17 protein-coding genes and 3 pseudogenes are annotated in these 21,534 nt (G+C 64.6%); 9 read left to right on the plus strand and 11 right to left on the minus strand.

Translation table 11 applies throughout. From position 1 onward, the window contains the following. The 3 genes from DFR51_RS17335 to DFR51_RS17345 form a co-directional block, all read left to right on the plus strand. Positions 1–1,504 (plus strand): DUF3363 domain-containing protein (locus tag DFR51_RS17335; RefSeq protein ID WP_121053445.1); only part of this gene is annotated, 1,504 nt, incomplete at its 5' end. 90 nt (positions 1,505–1,594) lie between these two features. Further along, a complete protein-coding gene (locus tag DFR51_RS17340) occupies positions 1,595–1,993 on the plus strand; it encodes a ribbon-helix-helix protein, CopG family (RefSeq protein ID WP_121053446.1) in 399 nt (132 codons plus the stop codon). Positions 1,994–2,022: 29 nt separating this feature from the next. Next, entirely contained in the window at positions 2,023–2,190 is a 168-nt protein-coding gene (locus DFR51_RS17345; protein WP_276330583.1) for a helix-turn-helix domain-containing protein, read from the plus strand. Positions 2,191–2,303: 113 nt separating this feature from the next. Here DFR51_RS17345 and DFR51_RS17350 read toward each other — a convergent pair. From DFR51_RS17350 to DFR51_RS17360, 3 genes and pseudogenes are all read right to left on the minus strand, one after another. Further along, a pseudogene (locus DFR51_RS17350) lies at positions 2,304–3,673 on the minus strand (IS1380 family transposase). 58 nt (positions 3,674–3,731) lie between these two features. Beyond that, positions 3,732–4,838 carry a TonB-dependent receptor gene (locus DFR51_RS17355; RefSeq protein WP_121053448.1) on the minus strand — a complete coding sequence of 369 codons (1,107 nt, stop codon included), beginning with the start codon at positions 4,836–4,838 and terminating at the stop codon, positions 3,732–3,734. Between the two features lie 123 nt (positions 4,839–4,961). Next, entirely contained in the window at positions 4,962–5,939 is a 978-nt protein-coding gene (locus DFR51_RS17360; RefSeq protein WP_160119102.1) for a TonB-dependent receptor plug domain-containing protein, read from the minus strand. A gap of 135 nt (positions 5,940–6,074) precedes the next feature. Here DFR51_RS17360 and DFR51_RS17365 point away from each other — a divergent pair, with 135 nt between their 5' ends. Next, the gene (locus DFR51_RS17365) at positions 6,075–7,898 is read left to right on the plus strand and encodes a DUF885 domain-containing protein (protein WP_121053449.1); all 1,824 of its coding nucleotides are present in this window, start codon (positions 6,075–6,077) and stop codon (positions 7,896–7,898) included. Between the two features lie 33 nt (positions 7,899–7,931). On the opposite strand, the gene DFR51_RS17370 is transcribed toward DFR51_RS17365, so the two are convergent. From DFR51_RS17370 to DFR51_RS17380, 3 genes are all read right to left on the minus strand, one after another. Then, entirely contained in the window at positions 7,932–9,278 is a 1,347-nt protein-coding gene (locus DFR51_RS17370) for a metal-dependent hydrolase family protein (protein ID WP_121053450.1), read from the minus strand. Further along, positions 9,262–11,049, minus strand: a complete 1,788-nt coding sequence (locus DFR51_RS17375; RefSeq protein WP_121053451.1) for a gamma-glutamyltransferase — start codon at positions 11,047–11,049, stop codon at positions 9,262–9,264. Before DFR51_RS17375 ends, DFR51_RS17370 begins: the two co-directional genes overlap by 17 nt. Before the next feature lie 179 nt (positions 11,050–11,228). Then, on the minus strand, positions 11,229–11,888 hold the full coding sequence (locus tag DFR51_RS17380; RefSeq protein WP_170151807.1) for a TetR/AcrR family transcriptional regulator: 660 nt from the start codon (positions 11,886–11,888) through the stop codon (positions 11,229–11,231). Between the two features lie 155 nt (positions 11,889–12,043). Between DFR51_RS17380 and DFR51_RS19095 the strand changes: the two genes are divergently transcribed. Further along, positions 12,044–12,211 (plus strand): hotdog family protein, encoded by a 168-nt coding sequence (locus DFR51_RS19095; RefSeq protein WP_160119100.1) that lies wholly within the window; start codon positions 12,044–12,046, stop codon positions 12,209–12,211. Continuing rightward, a complete protein-coding gene (locus DFR51_RS17385) occupies positions 12,171–12,533 on the plus strand; it encodes a MaoC/PaaZ C-terminal domain-containing protein (protein ID WP_121053453.1) in 363 nt (120 codons plus the stop codon). The genes DFR51_RS19095 and DFR51_RS17385 overlap by 41 nt, the downstream gene beginning before the upstream one ends. A gap of 452 nt (positions 12,534–12,985) precedes the next feature. Here DFR51_RS17385 and DFR51_RS17390 read toward each other — a convergent pair. Together DFR51_RS17390 and DFR51_RS17395 are read right to left on the minus strand one after the other, a co-directional pair. Further along, positions 12,986–14,175: pseudogene (locus DFR51_RS17390) on the minus strand (IS91 family transposase). 3 nt (positions 14,176–14,178) lie between these two features. Continuing rightward, positions 14,179–15,087: a tyrosine-type recombinase/integrase gene (locus tag DFR51_RS17395; RefSeq protein WP_121053454.1), complete on the minus strand. Its 909-nt coding sequence runs from the start codon at positions 15,085–15,087 to the stop codon at positions 14,179–14,181. 159 nt (positions 15,088–15,246) lie between these two features. Here DFR51_RS17395 and DFR51_RS19530 point away from each other — a divergent pair, with 159 nt between their 5' ends. Next, the gene (locus DFR51_RS19530; RefSeq protein WP_121053455.1) at positions 15,247–15,603 is read left to right on the plus strand and encodes a DUF4238 domain-containing protein; all 357 of its coding nucleotides are present in this window, start codon (positions 15,247–15,249) and stop codon (positions 15,601–15,603) included. A gap of 38 nt (positions 15,604–15,641) precedes the next feature. Continuing rightward, positions 15,642–16,322: a DUF4238 domain-containing protein gene (locus DFR51_RS17405; RefSeq protein ID WP_243445629.1), complete on the plus strand. Its 681-nt coding sequence runs from the start codon at positions 15,642–15,644 to the stop codon at positions 16,320–16,322. A gap of 446 nt (positions 16,323–16,768) precedes the next feature. On the opposite strand, the gene DFR51_RS17415 is transcribed toward DFR51_RS17405, so the two are convergent. From DFR51_RS17415 to DFR51_RS17425, 3 genes and pseudogenes are all read right to left on the minus strand, one after another. Next, positions 16,769–17,959: an IS91 family transposase gene (locus DFR51_RS17415; RefSeq protein WP_121053458.1), complete on the minus strand. Its 1,191-nt coding sequence runs from the start codon at positions 17,957–17,959 to the stop codon at positions 16,769–16,771. A 4-nt stretch (positions 17,960–17,963) separates the two neighbouring features. Then, positions 17,964–18,880, minus strand: a pseudogene (locus DFR51_RS17420) (tyrosine-type recombinase/integrase). 366 nt (positions 18,881–19,246) lie between these two features. Further along, positions 19,247–19,648: a RidA family protein gene (locus DFR51_RS17425; RefSeq protein WP_121053459.1), complete on the minus strand. Its 402-nt coding sequence runs from the start codon at positions 19,646–19,648 to the stop codon at positions 19,247–19,249. 540 nt (positions 19,649–20,188) lie between these two features. Between DFR51_RS17425 and DFR51_RS17430 the strand changes: the two genes are divergently transcribed. Then, positions 20,189–21,532, plus strand: a complete 1,344-nt coding sequence (locus DFR51_RS17430) for a hypothetical protein (protein WP_126494537.1) — start codon at positions 20,189–20,191, stop codon at positions 21,530–21,532. Positions 21,533–21,534: the final 2 nt, after the last annotated feature.

The following is a 21,534-nucleotide window of genomic DNA, read 5'->3' on the forward strand; positions in this document are numbered from 1 at the left end:
GAAGCCGCTGGTGCGGCGGCTGATGACCGACATGGAGGAGGACTTGGGCACGAAGCTCGACTGGGTGGCGGTCGATCACTTCAACACCGGCCATCCGCACAGCCATGTCATCGTTCGCGGCAAGGATGAACGCGGCCACGACCTCATCATCGCCAGGGACTATATCACCCACGGTATCCGCGCCCGCGCCGAGGCCATCGTCAGCCTCGATCTTGGCCCGAGAACGGAGCAGGAAATCATCGCGGCCGCTGCGCGCGAGGTGGATGCCGAACGCTACACGGGGCTCGACCGGAAGCTGATCCAAGCAAGGAGCGACGACAGCCTTGTCCATCCCGGCCACCGTGACGGCACCGAGCAGGCGCTGCGCACCCGGCGCCTGCACAAGCTCGCGCGGCTCGGCCTTGCCGAGGAGGTGCGCCCCGGCTGGTGGCGGCTCGATGAGAATCTAGAGCAGACACTCCGCCGCATGGGCGAGAAGGGCGACATCATCCGCACGATGCAGCGCCAGCTTACCGCGCACGCTCTGGTACGGTCTCCGGCCGAGCAGCGCATCCACGATCCGAGCACGATGGAGACCATCGTCGGCAAGGTCGTTGCGCGTGGCCTCTCCGACGAGCACGCCGACCGGCAGTACCTCATCGTCGATGGGCTCGGCGGCGAGGTTCACTATGTCGATATCGGCCAGGCCAGCACTGAGACCGGGCACGGCAGCATCGTGCGCATCGCACCCACACCGCACGGCGTGCGTGATGCCGACCGCACCATCGCCGAGGTCGCCGCCGCGAGTGGCGGACGGTACAACATCGACCTGCACCTCAAGCACGATGCCCGCGCGACCGAGGACTTTGCCGAGGCGCATGTGCGGCGGCTCGAAGCCATGCGCCGGAAGACGGGCGGGGTGACGCGCGAGCCGGACGGTACGTGGATCATCGCCGAGGATCACATCGAGCGGGTGCAAGACTACGAGGCCGCGCTCGCCAGGGCCCGGCCCGTCACGATCGAGATGCTGTCGACAAAGCCCCTCGAACAGTTGCCTGGCCACGACGGCGAGACCTGGCTCGACCGCGAGCTCGCGTCAGCAAAGCCTGAAGCGCTCCGGCGCGGGTTCGGCGCTGAGGTGCGTGCGGCGCTCAGGCAGCGTTTGCTCTGGCTGGAACGCGAGGGGCTCGGCCACGCCGAGGGCGAGGTGTTCACGATGAAGCCTGGCGCACTCGCTACGCTTCGCCAGCGCGAGCTGGGCCGTGTCGCCGTGCAGCTGTCGTCCGAGCTGGGCCTTTCCCACACACCGGCCCGAACCGGCGAGCACATCGAGGGCAGGGTGGCGCGCAGCGTCATGGTGGGCGACCACAAGTACAGTATCATCGAGAAGAGCCGCGAGTTCGCGCTCGTGCCCTGGCGCCCCGTGCTCGAACGCGGCATCGGAAAGCAGGTCTCCGGCATCGTCCGCGAAAGCGGCATCAGCTGGACGATCGGACGCAGCCGGGGGCTCTCGATCGGCATGTAGGGCTCGCCGCCAAGCTTGGCGGTGGAAAGGCGGTCCGTGACGGCAGTGAGGCCGTAGGCGCCCGCGCGCAGCGGCGCGATACTCCGCTCCATGAAGACGCGACACCAGTTCTACCTTCCCGATGACCTCACCGAGCAGCTGCATACGCTCGCGAAGAAGCCCGGCGCGTCGAAGACGCAGATCCTCACCGATGCGCTCCGCGCCTGGATCGACCGCAAGGCCGCGCGCGAACTCGACGCGCGGTTCGGACCCAGGCTCGACCGGCTCGCCACATACACCGAAGCGAACAGGCATAGCCTCGACGCCATCACCGAGATGCTGGCGCTGTTCATCCAGCACCAGCTGACCCTCGTCGCGCACCATCCGCCGTTCGATGACGACGCGCGGAAGCTTGGAGGTGAGCGCATCGATGCGTTCCTGGAGCTTGTCGAGCGGCGGCTCAGCGGCAAGGGCAAGCGGCAGCGGCTGCTTGGGGCGGATAGGACGTGAGCGTCGACACAAGCCCGCGACCCATCACCGTGCGCATCCCTGAGGCCTGCCGGATGACCGGGATTGGCAGGTCAAAGCTCTACGCGCTCATCAAGGCGGGTGACATACCCAGGATCAAGGTCGGAAGCATGACGCTCGTACCGGTCAAGGGACTGGAGGGCTTCTTGGAAAGGTGCGGGCCAGAAACGGCCAGTTAGCGCCCCAGTCTCAGCCGTAACTGGCCGCGAGACGCTTGTCTGTAAGCGGCCGTTCGTCACCACGAGAACAAGACGGCTGCCTCCCCGGGGTTTCGGCGGCACGGCCGCGCGGGCTATGTGGGCGCAGGCTTGAGCGCGAGAACGATGGCGCGCAGCAGATCGGCGTCGGGACAGGCTGAGGCGAACGCGACGCGGATGCGGGTGGCGCTTTCCATGACGCGGGCAGCAACCTTGAGCAGCCGCAGGCGCAGGGTGGTAAACTCTGCCCTCGCCAGAGCGGCGGTCTTGGGGATCGCCTGCTGGACGCGCCACAAGAGCCAGTAGGCGGCGGTGTGCAGGATCAGGCGCATCTGATTGGCATTGGCCGACCGGCACGAGGTGCGGTCACTGGCCAGCTGGGTCTTGTGCAGCTTGATCAGGTTCTCGGCCTGCCCGCGTGCGCAGTAGAGCGTGTCGTAGATGTGCTCGGCCGAGCCTTGGATCAGCGACGTGACGACATAGCGGATGTCCATGCCCAGCGTGCTGGCTTCGATCCTGGCGACGACACGGCGCTGGCAGTTCCAGCTCTTCGCACCGTAGCGGTCTCGGCATAGCTCCGCAGCACCACCCGGCCTTCCTCTGCGCGGCGGACCGCGCAGGCATCAGCGGCAGTGACGATGACCGGATCAGCGCGCAGCGCGGCATTGGTCGGCAGGCCGAACACATAATCGACGTCGGCCGCCTCGCAGAACGCCATGACCTCAGGGCGGCCGTAATGCCCGTCGCCGCGGATCGTGATGTGGGTATCAGGCCAGTGGCGGCGGATATGGCGCACCAGACGCCGGATATGCCCCGCCGCCTCCTTGCCCGATGGGGTCTTGCCGGTGCGCAGCAGCATCGCCACCGGCCTGCCGGTCGCGGTGTCGTAAACATGGATCGGCAGGAAGCAGCGCTCGCCATGATGGCCGTTCCAGAACGAGAGCTGCTGATAGCCGTGAACGACATCGCAGGTATCGTCGATATCCAGCGTCACGGCTTCCGGAGCAGCGGGATAGCTGGCGCAGTAGATATCGATCATGGCCGCCAGCATCTTGCCCAGCTCGCGCGTGGTCGGCGCGTTCTCCCAGCGGCTCATCGTGGGTTGGCTGGCAAGTCCCGCACCTGCCCCCGGCAGCTTGCCCAGCGCCAGGCGGAACCCGGGATCATCGCGCAGAGCGTCGAGATCATCGGCGTCCTCATAGCCGCAGGCGATCGCCAGTACTCGGGCAAGGAAGATATCCTCAAGCCGATGGACCACCCGGGAAGGATCGCGGGGATCAGCAAGGCACGCCGCAAGCCGATGGCAGATCCCCATCATCCGCTCGGCTTGAGCCAGCACCAGCACGCCCCCATCCGAGGTCAGCCTGCCGCCATCAAACGCAGCTGTGACCTTCTTGCCGCGAACTGCTGGAAACGAAAAGACGGGCGCGCTATCATCGCATCCGGCGGGTGTGGTCTGTGGCATTTTTTGCCCCGTTGCAGGTCTGGCTTAAGCAACCACATTCCTACAACAATGCAAATGCTTATGCCACTCCCGCCAACCCTTCAGGCCACCGTCTGTGAATAAGAGCGGCTAGCGTGTTGATGATCAGCGCATTGAACAGGTTCTCGACCCGAGCCTGCACTTCAAAGCCCGACAAATTGATGCCTGCCCTCAGGTCCAGCGTCGTGGCACTCGGCACCTTCATGTTGGGGTTCAGCACAGTATTTGAATAGGAACTGGGCATGTCTGAGCGAAACCGTAGCGTCGAGCCGAAGCTCAGCTCGTTCCCATTGGCGAGCGGCAGACGGTAGTCGCCGATCAGGGCGAGCGTGAATTCCGGAGTCAACGGCAGCGGGTCTCCGGCAACTGCGCCGATGTTCGCAGACACGCCCGCGTCGACCTCGGTGATGCGGGCATTCGTGTAGCCTGCGTTGGCCGCCAGCGTGAGGCCGGTCACAGGCCGCGCCACGACCTCCATTTCGGCACCATCCACGCGGGCGGCGCCGCCATTCGCCTGCAGCACGATGTTGTTGAACAGGCCTTGCAGCTGGATGTCGGTCCAGTCGATCCGATAAATGGATGCGTTGATGTTGAACGTCCCTTCCAGCACCGTAGCCCGAACGCCAGCTTCATAGTTCCAAACCGAGTCCGGACGGATGGTCGTCTGCGCGCCCGGCGGCGGAGCCGGATTGTTCTGCGGTCCGCCAGGTCGGAACCCGCTTGCCGCCCGCAGGAAGGTGCTGATGTCTGGTGTCGGCCGCCACCGCACCGTGCCGAGCCATGTCGTGACGGTGTCCTCGAACTCGAAGTTCGCGATGGCGCGGGGCCGATAGAATACGACGGAGTTGGGTCCGCCCGTCTGCGCCTTCTGTTCGTTCCGCGCGACACGGATGCCGCCCGTCACGTCGAAATTGTCCGTGAAGTAGAAGGTCAGGTTTCCATACCCCGCCAATTCCTTGTAGTCCGAACTGGTGGTCGTGCGCACCAGCACGTCGAAGGGCGATGCCAGCGGCGTTCCAGTGCTGTCGGCGATGAAGAGATTGGCACGATAGGTGTTACTCTCGTCGGTGTAGAACAGGCCTGCAAGGAATTCGAACCGTCCCAGCCGCTCGGAGACCAAGCGGGCTTCGGCCGTGAACTTGTCCATGTTGGGGCTGAAATCGCCTGTGGCCTGGGCATTGGCAGGAATGATACTGCCGAAACCGATCGCCCGAAGGAATGGGATGTAGACTTCCGTCAGATCAGAAAAGAGGTCTGTTCGATATTCGCCCTAGCTTACGGTCGCAATCAGGGAGGCACCACCGAAATCATAATCGACCGAGCCCGAATACAGGCGGTATTCGAGCTTGCCGCTTTCGTCCTGCGCAGCACGATACTGATAACGTCCGTCGCGCGGCACAAGCGTCAGCGTCTCGTTGTCCTGACGTGCAGCACCCTTGTTTTCGATCGTCTGGATGGTGCCGCTGAGATCGACTACCAGCGCATCAACCGGCGTCCAGCGCACGGCCAGCTTGCCGCCCTTGATGATCGATTCATTCACATTGTCCGTCCCCAACTGGACATTGTCCGTCCAGCCGGGCGCCACGCGATAGACACCGTTTGCGCGCACCGCGAGCTTGTCGCTAACGATCGGCACATTGACCGATGCGCGGGTGGACCAGCCCACGTCACCGCCATCCAGCGCAGTCACGTCGCCCTGAACGCGCGCCGAGACGCCCGACGGGTGGGGCCGGTTGGACACTATGCGGATAAGGCCGCCGAGGCTGTTGGCGCCATAGAGCGTTCCCTGCGGCCCCTTCAGCACCTCTATGCGCGCAACGTCCGCTATGTCGGGATCCGGCGTCAGCAGGGCTCCCGCCGACAGGAAGCCGCTCGCGCTAAACGGCGTGTCGTCGATATAGACGGCCGAAGTGTTGGTGATGGACTGGGCGCCGGTGTTGAGACCCCGAATGATGAACGTGCCTTGCCCTGGGTTGCCAACGTCACGCTGGCTGAGCCCGGGGACAAGGCTGACATAGTCGCTGAAGCTGCGCACGCCCAGCGTCTCGAGCGTATCGCCTGACAGCGCCGTGACTGCGGCCGGCACATCCTGCAGCCGCTCATCACGTCGGCTCGCCGTCACCACGATGTCGCTCGAGAACAGCTCCGGGCGATCCGTCTCCGCTGTCGTCTGACTCCAGCCGGGCACTGCACCCACGAACGCCGTCGTGACTGCCAGCGCGAACCTTGGCACCCCACTATACGCCATCTGCCGTCTCCCTCCGCCGTAGATCTGTTGTGTGGTAGACAGGATCAAATAAGTGGCATAAAATGCAATAGTGTATGTTGAAGTCCGACGCACGAGGGGGCGGGGCATCGGCAGCTGGATCGAAGGAGGGTTGTCATGAAGCTCGGACTGATCGGAGGGGCCGTTTCCCTCGCGCTCGCATCGGCCGGTGGACCGGCCGCCGCAGGCGCACCCGCTGCACAGGCAGACCGCACGGCGGCGCTTGCGCCTGCCGCAGCTGCCAGCCAGGACGCCGCCGCGCGCGTTGCCGCCGCGCATGATGCTGTCCTCAGGGGTCTTACACCCCATGATGTAGCGATCAGGACCTACCTGGGGCTCGGCCTCCCGCGGTTCCGCCCAGACGATCGCGCCCGCCTCGATGCGGACGCAAGCTGGGCGCGCAAGCACCGTACAGTACTGGCTGCAATCGATCCGGCCACGCTCGACCCCCAGCAGCGCCTGACCCGAGCCTTCCTTGACAGGATGCTTGCCACGATCGAGGACCGCCCGGCGCTGTGGCTCACCAGCTTCCCCGTCACGCCCTACACGGCGAATTTCGAACATCAGCCCGTGCTGGCGCTTGCGGCCCAGGCACCTCTGCAGACAGCAGCGCAGCGGGCGGACTATCTGGCATCGCTCGAAAGTTACGGCCGCCTCGTTCGCTCGCAGGGGGCAAAGCTCGACACACAGGCGGCCGCGGGCATCCGCCTGCCGCGGCCCGCCATCCCGGGCGCGCGGACCGTGATGGAGAATTACGCGGCAGCTGCCGCCATGCTCGTACCGGCCGAGTCGCGGCTGGCGCATCTGCCGGCGGCAGAGCGTGCCGCCTTCCGGGACCAGGCTGCGGCACTGGTCCGAACCGACATCAGCCCCGCGTTCCTCGCCCTGCGTGACCGGCTCGACCGGTCCTATGCAGCGGCCGCGCCGGCCGCAGTCGGCCTCTCGCGCCTGCCCGGCGGCGAGGCGGCCTACCGCATTCTGGCCCGCGAAAGCACCGGCACGGACCTCACGCCAAAGGAAATCCACGCGATCGGTCTCGGGATCATGGCCGACGGCGATGCAGAGCTGACGCAGATCTGGAAAGAGGTGGGCTTCAGCGGAACGCGCACAGAGTTTGCGCGACAGCTGTCGGCAGACCCGCGCTTCGCGGCGCGGACGCCCGCCGACATCGAAGCACTCTTCCGCCGCCACATGGCACGCATCGAACCGTTGCTGCCGCGCTACTTCGAACGGCTTCCCAAGGCGGGCTGGACGGTCGAACGTGCACCCCCGCATGTGGAGCAGGGGATGACCTACGGCTTCTATCGTCTGCCGACCCCCGGGCAGCCGGTCGGCGCCTACGTCTACAACGGGTCTGACCCGGCTGCGCGCAACTACGCCAATGCGGCAGCGCTCATCTATCACGAGCTTCTGCCGGGCCACCATCTGCACGGGGCCCTTCAGCAGGAAAACACCGCCTTGCCGCTCCTACGTCGGGTCGGCGAAATCGTGCCGGTAACGGCCTATACCGAAGGCTGGGCGGAATATGCCGCAGACCTCGCAGGCGAGATGGGGCTCTACGACACCCCTTACGACCGCTACGGTCGGCTCGTCATGCGGCTGTTCCTCGGCAATCGGCTCGTTGTCGACACCGGCCTCAACGCGCTCGGTTGGTCACTGGACGACGCGCGGGCCTACATGAAGGCGAACACATTCGCCTCCGATGCCGAGATCGAGAGCGAGCTGCTGCGCTATTCGACAGATCTGCCGGGCCAGGCCCTAGCCTACGCGATCGGAAGCCGCGAATTCCACCGTATCCGCGCCGAGGCCGAGGACCGGATGGGGCCGACCTTCTCGCTGCCCGCCTTCCACACGGCAGTGCTCGAGACCGGCTCCGTGCCGATGGACCTGCTCGATGCGCATGTCCGCCTGGTGTTGCCCGGCCCCCCGCCCAGCCGGTGAAGCGGGAGGGGCCGGCGCCAGGCGGCGCAGTCGTCAGTCCAGCTGCCGCTTCACGATCACCCCGCCCTTCATGACGAACCCCACACGCTCGACGACGCGGATATCGACGAGCGGATCGCCGTCGACCGCGATCAGGTCGGCATAGCGGCCGGGCGCCACGCGCCCGACGTCGGCCGCAGCGCCGAGCAGGTCGGCCGCGTTGCCGGTCGCGGCCTGGATTACCGCCATCGGAGGCACGCCGGCATCGACCATCAGGCCGAGCTCAACTCCGTTCTGACCGTCGCCGTCGAAGCCAAAGATGTCCGACCCGGCGGCGATGCGAACACCCGCGCGATAGGCAGCCCCCAGATTCCGGGCCATCAGGGGACCGACCTCCAGCATCTTCTCCGCCATGGTCGGTCCAAAGACCTCCGGCGTCTTGCGGGCCGTTTCGGTCAGCCTGTGGACCACCAGCAGGGTCGGCACCAGAACAGTGCCGTTCTTCCGCAGCAAGGCGTATGTCGCCTCGTCGCCATAGGAACCGTGCTCGATGGAATCGACACCCAGGCGCGACGCGCGCTCGATCGCGTCCTTGCCGTGGGCGTGGGCAGCGACCCGCATACCCAGCGTGTGCGCCGTCTCTACCACGGCGCGGATCTCGTCGTCGGTCATGATGGTGGCCTTGGGATTGTCCCCCACCGACAGCACCCCACCCGATACATAGATCTTGATAAGGTCCGCCCCCTGCCGTTTCAGCAGGCGCACGCGATGCCGGGCTGCGTCAGCACCGTCGATCAGCAGCCCCGGCCAGTGCTGATGCGCCAGATCCGGATCGAGGCCGGTCGACAGATCGCTAGGCCCCGCGGTCGGCCCCAACGACGGGCCCGAGACCCACATGCGCGGCCCTTCGATCCGACCTTCTGCTATTGCGCGCTTAAGCGCCACTGCCATGGGCGCGTCGATCGAGCCGACATCGCGGACGCTGGTATAGCCCGCCAGCAGAGTGGCACGCGCCTGCGGCACGGCGCGTAGCAACCGATCGTAAACACCGTTCGACACCAACTCGCGCACCTGGTCGCCGCCGAAATGGCCCATCAGCATGTGCACATGCATGTCGATGAGGCCCGGCAACACGGTCCTGCGCGAAAGATCGATCACCTCCGCCCCGTCGCGGGTGATGAAGCCGGGCACGATGCGGAGGATACGGTCGTCGCGGATCTCGATCGAGACATCGGCACGTGGCGGTGCGCCGGTGCCGTCGATCAGCCGACCTGCATGTACGATCAGGTCCTTGGCGACGGCTGGGCCCGGAACGGCAAACAGCACTGCCGCAACGGCGACAAGCGCCCACACCCATCGGATGCGAAGCGTTGGTGCCGGCCTGTCAGAACGCCAGCGCATCACTGTTGCTCCGGTTGTGGGAGGCCGCCTCCAGCTCGCCGGTCGTCGGGTCGCGGGCAATGGCCACCCACTTGCCCTCGGCTGTGCGGATGTCGGCAAGCGGCAATTCCCGCCAGGTATAGCCGGTTTCGTTCAGCACATGATGGCTGAACCGGCCGGGCGGCAGGAGCATGGTTGCTTTACCCGCTGCATCGATCTGCGGCATGAAGAAGTCCGCCGTGTTGACCGCTTCGGCAACGTCCATGCCGAAGGCGGTGACGTTCAGCAGGCCCTGGAAGGTGCGCTGGTGAAGGCCCGACCCCATCGAGGCAAAGCCGATCACCGGGTCGGCGCCCTTGAACAGGATGCCGGTCTGCGTCGGGGCGGGCAGCCGGTCACCCGGCTTGACCCGCGCAAGTTCAGCTTGCTGGTACCCGGCCGGATCGCCGATCGTGATTCCGTCGATGGTGATGCCCGTCACCCCCCAGAAAGCCGTGTTGATCGAGTGGGTGATGGCGACCATGTTTCCTTCAGAGTCGATCGCGACCACGTCGTCCGACGATTTCGGGCCGTTTGGCAGGAACTTCATGGCCTTTCGCCCCTGTTGCATGGCTGCCCACATCTTCTCGGCATGCGCCAGGGTGACCCGGGATTCCGGCGAGAAATCCAGCTCGGGATACAGCTTCTTTGCCTCTGCGGGCGGCATGAACTCCACCGCAAACTGGGACGAGATGTCGAGCGCCTTCGCAAGCGCGGCCCCCGATGCGGTCCAGTGCGGGCCGTTGGCGAGGCCCGACACACGCGCCAGGTTCTGCGCCTCTGCCAGCAACAGGCAGCCGATATTGGGGGGCGGGCTGGCATGCACTGTATAGCCATTGCCGATCGGCGCCACCAACGCGTCGCTCCAGATCACCTCGTATCGGCGCAGGTCCTCAATGGTCATCTTGCCGCCGTCTGCGCGCACCGCCCGCACCAGCCGCTCGCCCCACTCGCCGCCATACATGTGGCCCGCGCCGGTTTGCGCCACCCGCCGCAGCGTCTCGGCCAGGGTCGGCTGGCGGAATACCTCGCCCGCGACATAGGTCGAGCCGTCAGCCTTCAGGAAGGTGCGTCGGGTTTCGGGCAGGCGCGCCAGGGCTTCGCGACGCAGGGTGAACATGCCGGCGAGTTCGCGGCTGACCGGAAAGCCCTCCTCGGCCATATGGATGGCGGGTTCGAACAGCGTCGCGAAGGGAAGCCTCCCGAACTTCTTATGGGCGCTTTCCACGCCCTTCATGAAGCCGCCCACGAGGGTCGCCCGCCCGGTCGGCCTTCCGGACAGGAAGGCAGGGCCGGTGGGTTGGCCTAACGTGCGGGGGATCGATTGCGGATCGGTCTCGCCCAGCAGGGTATTCCATTCGCCGTTCATGGTGTGCACGCGGCGGGTGCGGGCGTCGTAGCAGACGAGCGACTGGATGCCGAAGAAGCTGACCGGGGCGCCGGCGGTCAGGACGATCTGCGCCATCGCCGTGGTGAGCGCGGCATCCATGGCGTTGCCGCCGCGCTTCAGCGCCTCGAGCCCGGCGCGTGCCGCGAGCGCATTGTAGGCGACGGTGACCGCGCCGCGCAGGCCGCGCGCGGTGCCGGCCGTCGTGCGGTCGAAGAGCTGACGGGCCATGTAGCGGTCATAGTCGGCGCGCCAGCCGTCAGGAGACAGCGAAACAGCCGGTGCCGCCGACGCTGCAGCGGGCAGCGCAGCAGACCCAGCCAACAGCCCCATCAGTCCGACAGCCGAGCGTCGATCCATGTCCATCCCAATGGCTCCTCATTCGCAGGGTTAGCGCTTTCGGGGCAGTATTTCGCATCTGTCCTAAACATGCAATACTGCATTTTGAACGCGGCCTTTCCGATAGGCCGATTACCGCCGCAGCGCCACGGAGGCGGCGAGCGGGCCTTTTGTGCCTTTGGCGGCGCACCGAACCGGCGCGCTGGTCAACTGCCCTGGTGGGCCTTGCCTTTCCGGGGCGGCGATGTCCCCCTTGGACTGCGAAGCACCTGCTCCCCGCACAGCACGTCGTTATATAGCTTGGCGTCTCGCCGTCGATCCGCGATACTGGCCTTCACGCCGATCGCGTAGAAGCCGATCTGGTGGAAATAGAAGACACGGGCGCGCATGACCGCTTCGTCCTGCCCATAGCCAAGGATCGAGAAGAAGCGCTGAAGCCTCGCCATCCGGTTTCGATCGCGGCGCTCCACCGCCCAGGCAGCGCGCTGATCCGATCTGGCCCATTCCCGTACGGCCATGTCGAAATGTGGATCATAGCCGTCCTCCTCGATCAGCCGGTCGACCAAGCGCTCCAGCCACTCGACTGCCTCGGCAGGGCTGTTGCCCGGCTGTTCCGGTGGCAGGAACCGGCAGTCCGCTTCCCATGCCGCCAGCAGCCTCTCCAACAGTTCATCGCGGTTTGCGAAATTGTGGTAGAAGCCGCCACGGGTAACCCCCAGCCGGGTTGCAAGCCGGTCCACCTTAACCCCGGCAATGCCTTCCTCGACCAGTACACGCTTAGCCACTTCCACCCAGTCCTCTGCTGAGAACTTGGGTTCCTTGCCCCTGCCAGAGCGCGCACCAGCCTGCAGTTTCCTTTTCATCATAGCAGGCCGACCATACATAAGGGCAGCCGGTCACCCAATCGTATTCCTATCGCCGCGACATCGACGCCCGACCGCGCTTGCCCAAATAGCAGCCATACACTACTGAATGGAACTCTGACGCGGTTTCGGTTACACCTAGGCGGGAAGGGAGTCCTATGACGTCCAAAGGCGAGCTGAACGAAGACGGTTTCGCAACGCTCAAGGCGGGATATGTTATCGGGACATCCGAGTGGGTAATTGTCACTCAGCAACTGCTCGACAAGTTTGGAGCTGCCACGCTGGATGACGATCCGATTGCACCTCGATCCGAACTGGGCGCGTGAGACCGGTCCGTTCGGCACGACTGTCGCGTTCGGGTTCTGCACCATGTCGCTGCTTACCCATCTGCTGCATTCGGCGATGAAGACGGCCCCGGCGCGGACACCATCTGCCGAGGGCTACTACCTAAACTATGGCATCGACCGGCTCCGCTTCATTGAGCCGGTGCCTGTCGGCAGCCGCGTGCGGGGAGCCTTCGTCGTGAAGCACGTCCGCAACGATGCGCGCAACCGCATCCTCGTAGCCTTTGGCGTGACGGTGGAGATCGAGGGCCTGGACCGGCCCGCGCTGGTCGCCGAATGGCTGGGCATCTGGGTGCGCCCCTGAATGCGGCGGCCAGCCGCCCCAAATCAGACTTGCCGCCAATTTCCAGATCGTTGCAAGTAACGCAAGATTTGCCGACGACATCTTGGATTTCCGCTCAAAGAGACAAAGTCCCCTTTCGTCTGCCAGCTGCGGAAACCTGCCATTCGGCTTCCGTTAAGAGTTTCGGGCGCCGACAGGCGTACGAAAGTCCCCGAAGCACGAACCCGCGGGGTGGAGCACGTTGAGCTATGGGGATTTCGATCTTGGACTGATCCCGTTGCGGGATGTTCGGGCCAGCGCGGTGGTGTGGCGTGCGAGTAATGTGATGCTGCGAACGTCGTTGGGCAGCTCGATCCGGCATGGGGCCAGCGCGGATCGAGGGTTGCGGAGGAGCTTCAACCGGACAGGGGCGAGACTGTGCGATGGCCGCAGCAAGGACGCAGCGACGTGTGGATGTGACGGAACGCGCCGGGTCACGCGGCGATGCTCCCGGCTGGATGCTGCGAGCGTGGCGGCGCGCGGGGCTGCCTCCATCGGGCGAACGCTTCGAGGATGATCATCGGCCCGCCACAGCACGGACATGGTGGGCGGTAATCGACCGGTTCCTCCAGCGGGTCGTCCTGCGGTGGTGCGACCTCGAGCAGTGAGCGGGCGAGCGCGAGGCTGGCCTTGCGTGCGGAGCCGCGAGCAGTCCGTAATGGCGGATGCGGTGGAACCCGCGTGGCAAGGCATGCAGCAGGAACCGACGGATGAACTCGTCAGTGGCGAGCGTCATGAGCTGTTGTCGGTCGGCGCCGTTCCGGCGATAGTCCTTGTAGCGGAACGTGACGCCGGCCACGTCGAACCGGATCAGGCGGCTGCTCGAGATCGCCACCCGATGAGTGTAGCGCGACAGATAGGCGAGCACGGACTCAGGGCCGGCAAACGGCGGCTTGGCATAGACCACCCAGCGCTTCTTGCGGACCGGTGCAAGGTACCGCAGGAACGCGCGCTGATCGGCGAGGCCGGACAGGTTGCCATGGAAGTTGAGCTTGCCCACATCATGCAGCGCGATCAGCCGGGTGAGGAACAGGCGGCGGAACAGCGCTCCGAGTACGCGCACCGGAAGGAGGAACGCCGGACGCGACGATATCCACCGGCTGCCGTCAGGCGCGACGCCGCCGCCGGGCACGATCATATGGACGTGCGGATGGTGGGTCAGCGCCGAGCCCCATGTATGAAGCACGGCAGTGATGCCGATGCGCGCGCCCAGATGCTTCGGATCGGCCGCGATCATCAGCATGGTCTCCGAGGCCGCCCGGAACAGCAGATCATAGACGAGCGCCTTGTTGTGGTACGCGATGACGGCAACCTCGGCCGGCAGGGTGAACATGACATGGAAATAGCCGACCGGGAGCAGGTCGGCCTCGCGCTCGGCGAGCCAGGCACGAGCGGCCGCGCCCTGGCATCTGGGGCAATGCCGGTTGCGACAGCTGTTGTAGGCGATCCGCCAGTGGCCACAGTCGGTGCAAGCCTCGACGTGACCGCCAAGGGCAGCGGTGCGGCAATGCTCGATCGCCGACATGATCTTGAGCTGGTGAAGGCTCAGATGCCCGGCATGGGCGATCCGATAGGCGGGACCAGCAGTGCGGAAGATATCGGCGACCTCGAGCGAGGGTCGCACCGCTCAGCCCGGCGGTGCTGCTCCCGGCGTGAACAGGCCCAGCTTGTCGAGCGGGCTGATCACCGCGCGCACGGTGCGGGTCGCCACCTTGGTGTAGAAGGCGGTGTTCTCGAGCTTGGCATGGCCGAGCAGCGCCTGGATGATCCGGATATCGACGCCGTCTTCCAGCAGGTGCGTGGCGAAGCTGTGGCGAAGGGTGTGGGGGCAGACCCGCTTGGTGATCCCGGCCGCCCGTGCCGCCTCGACGACGATGCGGTGGAGCTGGCGCGTGCTGATCGGCTTCATCGCGTGCTGGCCCGGGAATAGCCACCCATCGCGGTGCATCACGCCCTGCTCCTGACCCAGCTTCCACCACTGCCGTAGCAAGGTGAGCAGATCGGCCGGGAGCATGGCGTTGCGATACTGCCCGCCTTTACCCCGTTCGACACGCAGCAGCATCCGCTCACTATCCACGTCCCGGACCTTGAGCATGGACACCTCGGCAACGCGCAGCCCCGCACCATAGGCGACCGACAGCGCGGCTTGGTGCTTGAGGCAGGTCGTGGCGCCCAGCAAGCGGGCGATCTCGTCGCGGCTCAGTACCACCGGCAGCTTGCGCATCTGCTTTATCCGCACCAGCCGCCGCGCGAGGTCCGGCCGGTCGAGTGTGTGGTTGAAGAAGAAGCGCAGCGCCGCGACGATGCTGTTCATGGTCGGCACCGGCACGCCGTTATCGCGCTGGTCGATCTGGAAGCTGCGCAGATCGTCGGCGGTTGCCGTATCTGGAGGGCGTCCCAGGAAGGTCGCAAACCGCCCGACATCGCGGATATAGTTGCGCTGCGTCTCGCGCGAAAAGTGCCGCATCGACATATCGTCGATCAGGCGCTGGCGCAGGGGACTAACTGGGACGGCAACAGAGATAAGCTCGTTCATCGTTCGACTCCTTGGTTGAAGGAGCCGCAATGGTCTGCCTGCAGCGGGTGTCACTCAATCCGGTCAGGCGATCACGCCATCGTCTCTACCTCGCACTGACCCGATCCCGCGCAGCGGGTTCGTGCTTCGGCGCAAGAAACGTCATAATTCGACGTGTGAATGGACGGCAGTTTCCAGCCATTCCATTCGGACCCGTCTGCGGCCGCTTTGTCGGCGACCGATCCTGCGGATTCAATGCGTTTCTCTCACGTCCATACCGATAGTCTTGGCCTCGGACGGGCGCGTCACTATCGTCCGAGGATGTCCAACCCGAAGCGTCACCACTACCTACCCGAGTTCTATCAAAAGGCGTGGATGGGCGACGACAATAAGGTCACTGTCTACCGGCGGCGCCATGGAGGCAGGCTCGACATCCAGCGCAAGGCCAAGAAGTCGGTTGGTTGGGAGAATGAACTCTACGCTGATCTGAGCGAGGCAGATCCCGAACTACGCCAACGAGTCGAAAGCGGTTTTTGAAGCGGGTCGATGGCCTCGCCTACGAGGCGCTCGCGGAGATGCTAAGTACGGCGGCACCCCCCGTCGATCGGCGAAGGGCAAGCGCATGGGCGAGGTTCCTTATGTCGCTCTTGCACCGCCATCCAGCAAGGATTGCACTGCTTCGTCAGGCAGTCGAACTGAACATGGACGAAACCGTCGAGAGCGTCCGCCAGCAGTATCCGTCCCTCAGGGGGAAGGACGACCCGGAGAGCTTCGAGGAGTACATCGCCAATTCGCGTGGGCGACTTCAGGACGGAGTGCTCGCGCTGTTATTAACGCGCATCGTGGACTCGGAAAAAGTCGGTAACGCGCTTCTCGCAATGACGTGGGCCGTTGGTGCGGCCCAGCGGACAAGATTCCGATTTCTAACGAGTGATCGTCCGCTGATGACGAGCAACGGCCTCGGCCACCGCGAGAGCTTACTTGTACTGCCAATCTCGCCGCAGTCCTACTTTATCGCAGCCAGACGCACTGAGACGATTGAGACATTCCGGCTCAACAAGCCGGACGACGTCATCGCCGGCGTCAACCATGCCATCTGTCTCCAGGCGGAGGAGTTCGTGATCGGCCACGACGAAGCGCAGAAGAGGTTTGTCGACAACCGACTGGGCGGATCCCCACTGCACCCGGTCGTCCGTGATAGCCGCGGATCGATTTTTTGGGAGAATCCGCATAAGTTCGATCCGTGGATTCCCTAACGGGGAGCCAGATTGGCGATCAACAGATTGGATCAGGCGCTCACCCTTAGATGTCAGCCATCTATAGAGGGTTGCCAGTGCGCGACAAACTGGTGAATGAACGACCGCTATTGATGCCCGAATTTAAGGCCACGAACGACGGCTATGTCGAAGGGTTTCGGGCGCCGGCAGGCGTACGAAAGCCTCACATGCAGGAACCCGCGGGTCGCACGTGATGATCTATGGGGATTTCGGATTTCGGCTGGCCTGCATGGCCGACCGCACGCCATGCGGAGACCGCTGAAGCGGAGTTTCGGATGGGGCGGAACACTTTGTCGATTGTTGTTGGCGGCTGGTTCGGGCTTCGGAATGACAGCGCGATAAGGCAGTATCGGGATAAGGCGTACATCTCCGCGGCCGCCAATGCATAAGCGCTGCGGATCGGTTCGGGATCAGGTCGTGCCGGGTCACGCGAGGACCTTCCCGGTTGTCGCCATCGTCGATGGCGGCGCGCGCGGCTGTTGCCAGCGTTCGAACGTCTCGATGATGATCATGTGCCCGCCGCAGCAGGGACACGGTGGGCGATAATCGTCAGGTTCGGCGATGTTGTCGTTTGCGGGCTCGGAGGCAACCTCGAGCAACCTGCGGGCAAGCGCGAGGCTCGCCTTCCGGGCGGAGCCGGCAAGCAGGCCATAATGGCGGATGCGATGGAACCCGCGCGGCAGGACGTGGAGCAGAAAGCGCCGGATGAACGCGTCGGCGCTCATGGTCATGACCCGCTGACGCTCCGGGCCGTCGCGCTTGTAGTCCTTGTAGCGGAAGGTGACACCCGACTCGTCGAACGCGAGCAGCCGTCGGTTGGAGATGGCGACGCGATGCGTATAGCGCGACAGGTAGGCGAGCACGGCCTCGGGCCCGGCGAACGGCGGCTTGGCGTAAACCACCCAGCGCTTCTTCCGGACCGGCGACAGGTGACGCAGGAACGCCCGGCGGTCAGCCAGATGCGCAATGCTCCCGCCAAAGAAGAGACGCCCTGCATCGTGCAGGGTCAGCAGCCGGCTGAGGAACAGGCGGCGGAACAAGGCGCCGAGCACGCGCACGGGCAACAGGAACGCGGGCCGTGACGATATCCAGCGCGTTCCGTCGGGGGTGATGCCGCCGCCCGGTACGATCATATGCACATGCGGATGGTGCGTCATCGCCGAGCCCCAGGTGTGAAGCACGGCGGTAATGCCGATCCGGGCGCCCAGATGTTTAGCATCGGCGGCGATGGTGAGCATCGTCTCCGACGCCGCCTTGAACAGCAGGTCGTAGATCGCAGCCTTGTTCTGGTACGCGATGTCCGCGATCTCTGCGGGCAGTGTGAAGACGACGTGGAAGTAACCGACCGGGAGCAGGTCCGCCTCGCGTTCGGAGAGCCAGGTACGCGCCGCCGCGCCCTGGCACCTGGGGCAGTGGCGGTTGCGGCAGGAGTTGTAGGCGATCCGGAAGTGCCCGCAGTCCTCGCAGGCCTCGACGTGACCGCCAAGAGCAGCGGTGCGGCAGGTCTCGATCGCCGTCATCACCTTGAGCTGGACAAGGCTCAGACGCCCAGCATGGGCGGCCCGATATCCGGGACCGGCAGCGCGGAAGATGTCGGCGACCTCGATCGCGCGCACCGGCTCACCCGGGCGGGGTCTGACCCTCCATCAGCGCCATGAGCCGGTCGAGCGGGCTCGCCACCGCCTGGATCGTTCGGGTGGAGACCTTGGTGTAGATCGCCGTGGTATCGAGCTTGGCGTGACCCAGCAGCACCTGGATGATGCGGATATCGACGTCCTGCTCGAGCAGGTGCGTAGCGAAGCTGTGCCGCAACGTATGGGGACCGACACGCTTCTTGATGCCGGCAGCTTCGGCCGCCTCCTGAACCGCGCGATGCAGCTGGCGGGTCGAGATCGGATCGGTGTAGCTGCGGCCCGGGAACAGCCAGCCATGCGGGAACATGACGCCCCGCCGTTTGCCCTCGCGCCACCACACCCGCAGCAGCGCCAGCAGATGCGGCGAGAGCATCGCGTTGCGGTCCCGCGCGCCTTTGCCCTGTTCGACACGAAGCAGCATGCGCTCGCTGTCGATATCGTCGACCTTGAGATGCGCGACCTCGGACACACGCAGGCCCGCGCCATAAGCCACACCGAGCGCGGCCTTGTACTTGATGCCCGGCGCCGCCTCGAGCAGCCGCGCCGCTTCCTCCACGCTGAGCACCTAGGGCGCCTTGTAGGGGCGACGCATGGCGACCAGACTGCGCGCGAGATCCCGCCGCTTCAGCGTCACGCCATAGAAGAAGCGCAGAGCCGAGACAGTGCCGTTGATCGTGGGAACGCTCGCTCCGGCTTCATGCTGGTGAACCTGGAAGCGACGCAAATCCTCCTCGGTAGCGGTGTCCGGCGGACGGCCGAGGAAAGCAGAAAGGCGCCGGACATGGCGAATATAATCCCGCTGCGTATGCGGCCGAGGCCCCGCATCATCATGTCGTGCTGCATGCGCTGACGCAGCGGGCTGACAGGGACGATGGCAGTCGATGGCGTGGCAGATGTGGACATGGTTGGCTCCTCTTCGTTGAAGGAACTCCATGTTCGGGGGACGACCTATCTCCGCCCAAAGCCTATAAATATCACGCTACGCCACCCCACGCGACAATCCCGCGCGAGCGGGTTCGTGCTTGTCGGCGGACGCCGCCGTCAATACCTGCCTCACGCTACGTAGACAGAACATTTGATGGCAGGAAAAGCACATGGTTTGGGAATCGAACTGAACAGGGCAAATTTGACGGTACATTTGACGGTATCAGAAACTGACACCCTACTCTGATCATTTTGAAAACATTTACAAAGTCACGTTTATTGGACTCCGGCCGTGGGCACCAGGGGTTTCTAGCCGTGTCGGAATCCGTGCGCAGGTCGCTCCGATCAGCAGGGGTCGAGCGCCGCGACGGCTTCCATCTCCACGAAATATTCGGGCGCCGCCAGCTTGGGGACCGGGATCATCGTGGCGGCAGGCTTGATGTCACCGAAGACCTCTTCACGAATGGCCCGCATCCGGGCCGGCGCGATCGGCGTGACCAGGTAGGTGGTCAGCTTGACGATATTGGCCGGCGAAGCGCCATTGGCGGCAAGAGTATTGGCGATGTTGGTGAGGACAACCTTGTACTGTTCTTCGACAGTGGGCGGAATAACCCCATCGCGCGTCTCGCCCACCTGGCCCGACGTGAAAAGCAAGCGCGCCTGCGCCGAGACGACTGCAGCGTGCGAATAGGCTCCGTAGGGGGGAACCACGGTGTCCGGGCTATTGAACTCGACAAGATCGGTCATGTCGTCTCCGTTAAGGTGTTCTGGGAATCGATTGTTCGCAGGTTTGACGCAACAATCAATCCAATATTACGCATATAGTATCGATATTGCAACAATAAGACTTGGCCTTTAATACGATGCTGGTGCAGTTCGGCCCGGGTGGGATCGCGCAAGTTTTGCAAGGTCCCCGGGGGCATGAGGAGAGATCATGAGGCCCTCCCAATTCGACATCCTGTTCGGGCCTGTGCGGATCGGATCGGTCAGCGCACAGAACCGGTTCTAGCAGGTGCCGCATCGCAACGGCATCGGCCATCGGGCATGGCGGGGATGCGTCGCACGAAGGCGGAAGGCGCCCGGGCGGGCATCGAACCCGGCCGCCAAGGTTTCGGGAACATGAGGGAAATCCATTCTGCGGCAAAATACCCAAAGCCGGAATTGCGCGGTCGAGACTGTTGACGCACTCTGGCGTGGAATAGCCGGGTCAGGGGCGTGGGGCAGCAGGTGGCCTTCGGCGGGCGGAGGCCATGTGCGCGATATGTCGTGGAGAGGTGGGCGCACGGGATGGTGACGAGCGAGGGGCAAAGCACGCAAGATCCAGACTCTTTGCAAGGCGCGTCCGCTGCCGATGGGGCGCACGACGCCGGGGCCGCGATTGCCATGGAGGCGTCCCGGTTCCGGGCTTCGTTGCTCGAAAGCAGCCGTTCGTCGACCCTGGTCAACCTGTTCGACTATCTTGTCGAGCGGGCCGATGACGAACGCTCTCCCAAGGAAATCGAGATCGCCATCGAGGTTTTCGGCAAGAGCGGAAACTTCGACACCTCGCAGGACTCCATGGTCCGCAGCCATATCCATCGACTGCGCCAAAGGCTCGACAGGTTCAATGCGGGGAAGACCGGCCCTCGGTTGATCATACCCAAGGGCGAATACCGTCTGGTCCGGACGGAAGGGCTGGATGATGACGAGGCGGAAGCGGCGCTTGCGGCGAAGCCCTTTTGGCAGCGCCTGCAAACGAGACGGACGATCGCCATCCTCGTCGGCGGCAACGCCGTGCTGTGGTCGCTCGCGTTTCTGTTCGCGAACTATTGGCCCATGCCGACGCCTCTTGCCCAGACGGAACTGTGGCGCCCGATCATGTCCCATGGACGAACGCCCGTGATCGCGGTGGGCGACTTCTACATGATCGCCGAAAGCGGCGATGACGGGCGGATGGAGCGCGTCGCCCTCAACGCGACGATACAGTCGGAAGCCGACCTTTCCGATTACCTGATGTCGAACCCGCAGCAGCAGGGCAAAGTGCACGCCCGCGACATTTATCGCGTGCCGGGAAGCATGGCGAGAGCCGCCATCACCGTTCTGAATCAGGTGTCAGCCATGCACCGCGGCTCGGGCAAGGTGGAAATCACCCCGGTTTCGCGCATTTCCCAGGAGCGGATAGATTCCAGCAATTTCCTGTATATCCAGTATTTTGCGCAGCTGGGTATGCTGCGTTCTCCCATCCTTCATCTGTCGGGATTCGCACCGGGCGACGAATTCGAAGAGATCGTGGATGTTGCATCGGGCACGGTATACCGGGTCCGCCATTCCGCAGCGGCCGGCAAGCCGGACCGGGGCAGCGCGGCGGCGGCCAAATCCGATGGTGTGGACTACGGCTATCTCGCCAGCTTTCCCGGAGCATCCGGCAGCCGCAACCTCCTCATCTCCGGAGCTGGCGACGCCGGCCTGACCCAGATGATCAAGATCGTCGGCGACAAGCGGCAACTCGACACTCTTGCCAAGCGCACCGCTGGAAAGGAGTCGTTTGAGGCGCTTTACGAGATCCGGACGATGGGTGGGCTCGTCTTCGATACGAAGCTCCTGATCGTGCGACCGTTGAAGACCGATGCGACCCAAGCCGGGGCGGGGTAGTC

Source organism: Sphingosinicella microcystinivorans (assembly GCF_003634215.1).
GTDB classification, from domain to species: Bacteria; Pseudomonadota; Alphaproteobacteria; order Sphingomonadales; family Sphingomonadaceae; genus Sphingosinicella; species Sphingosinicella microcystinivorans.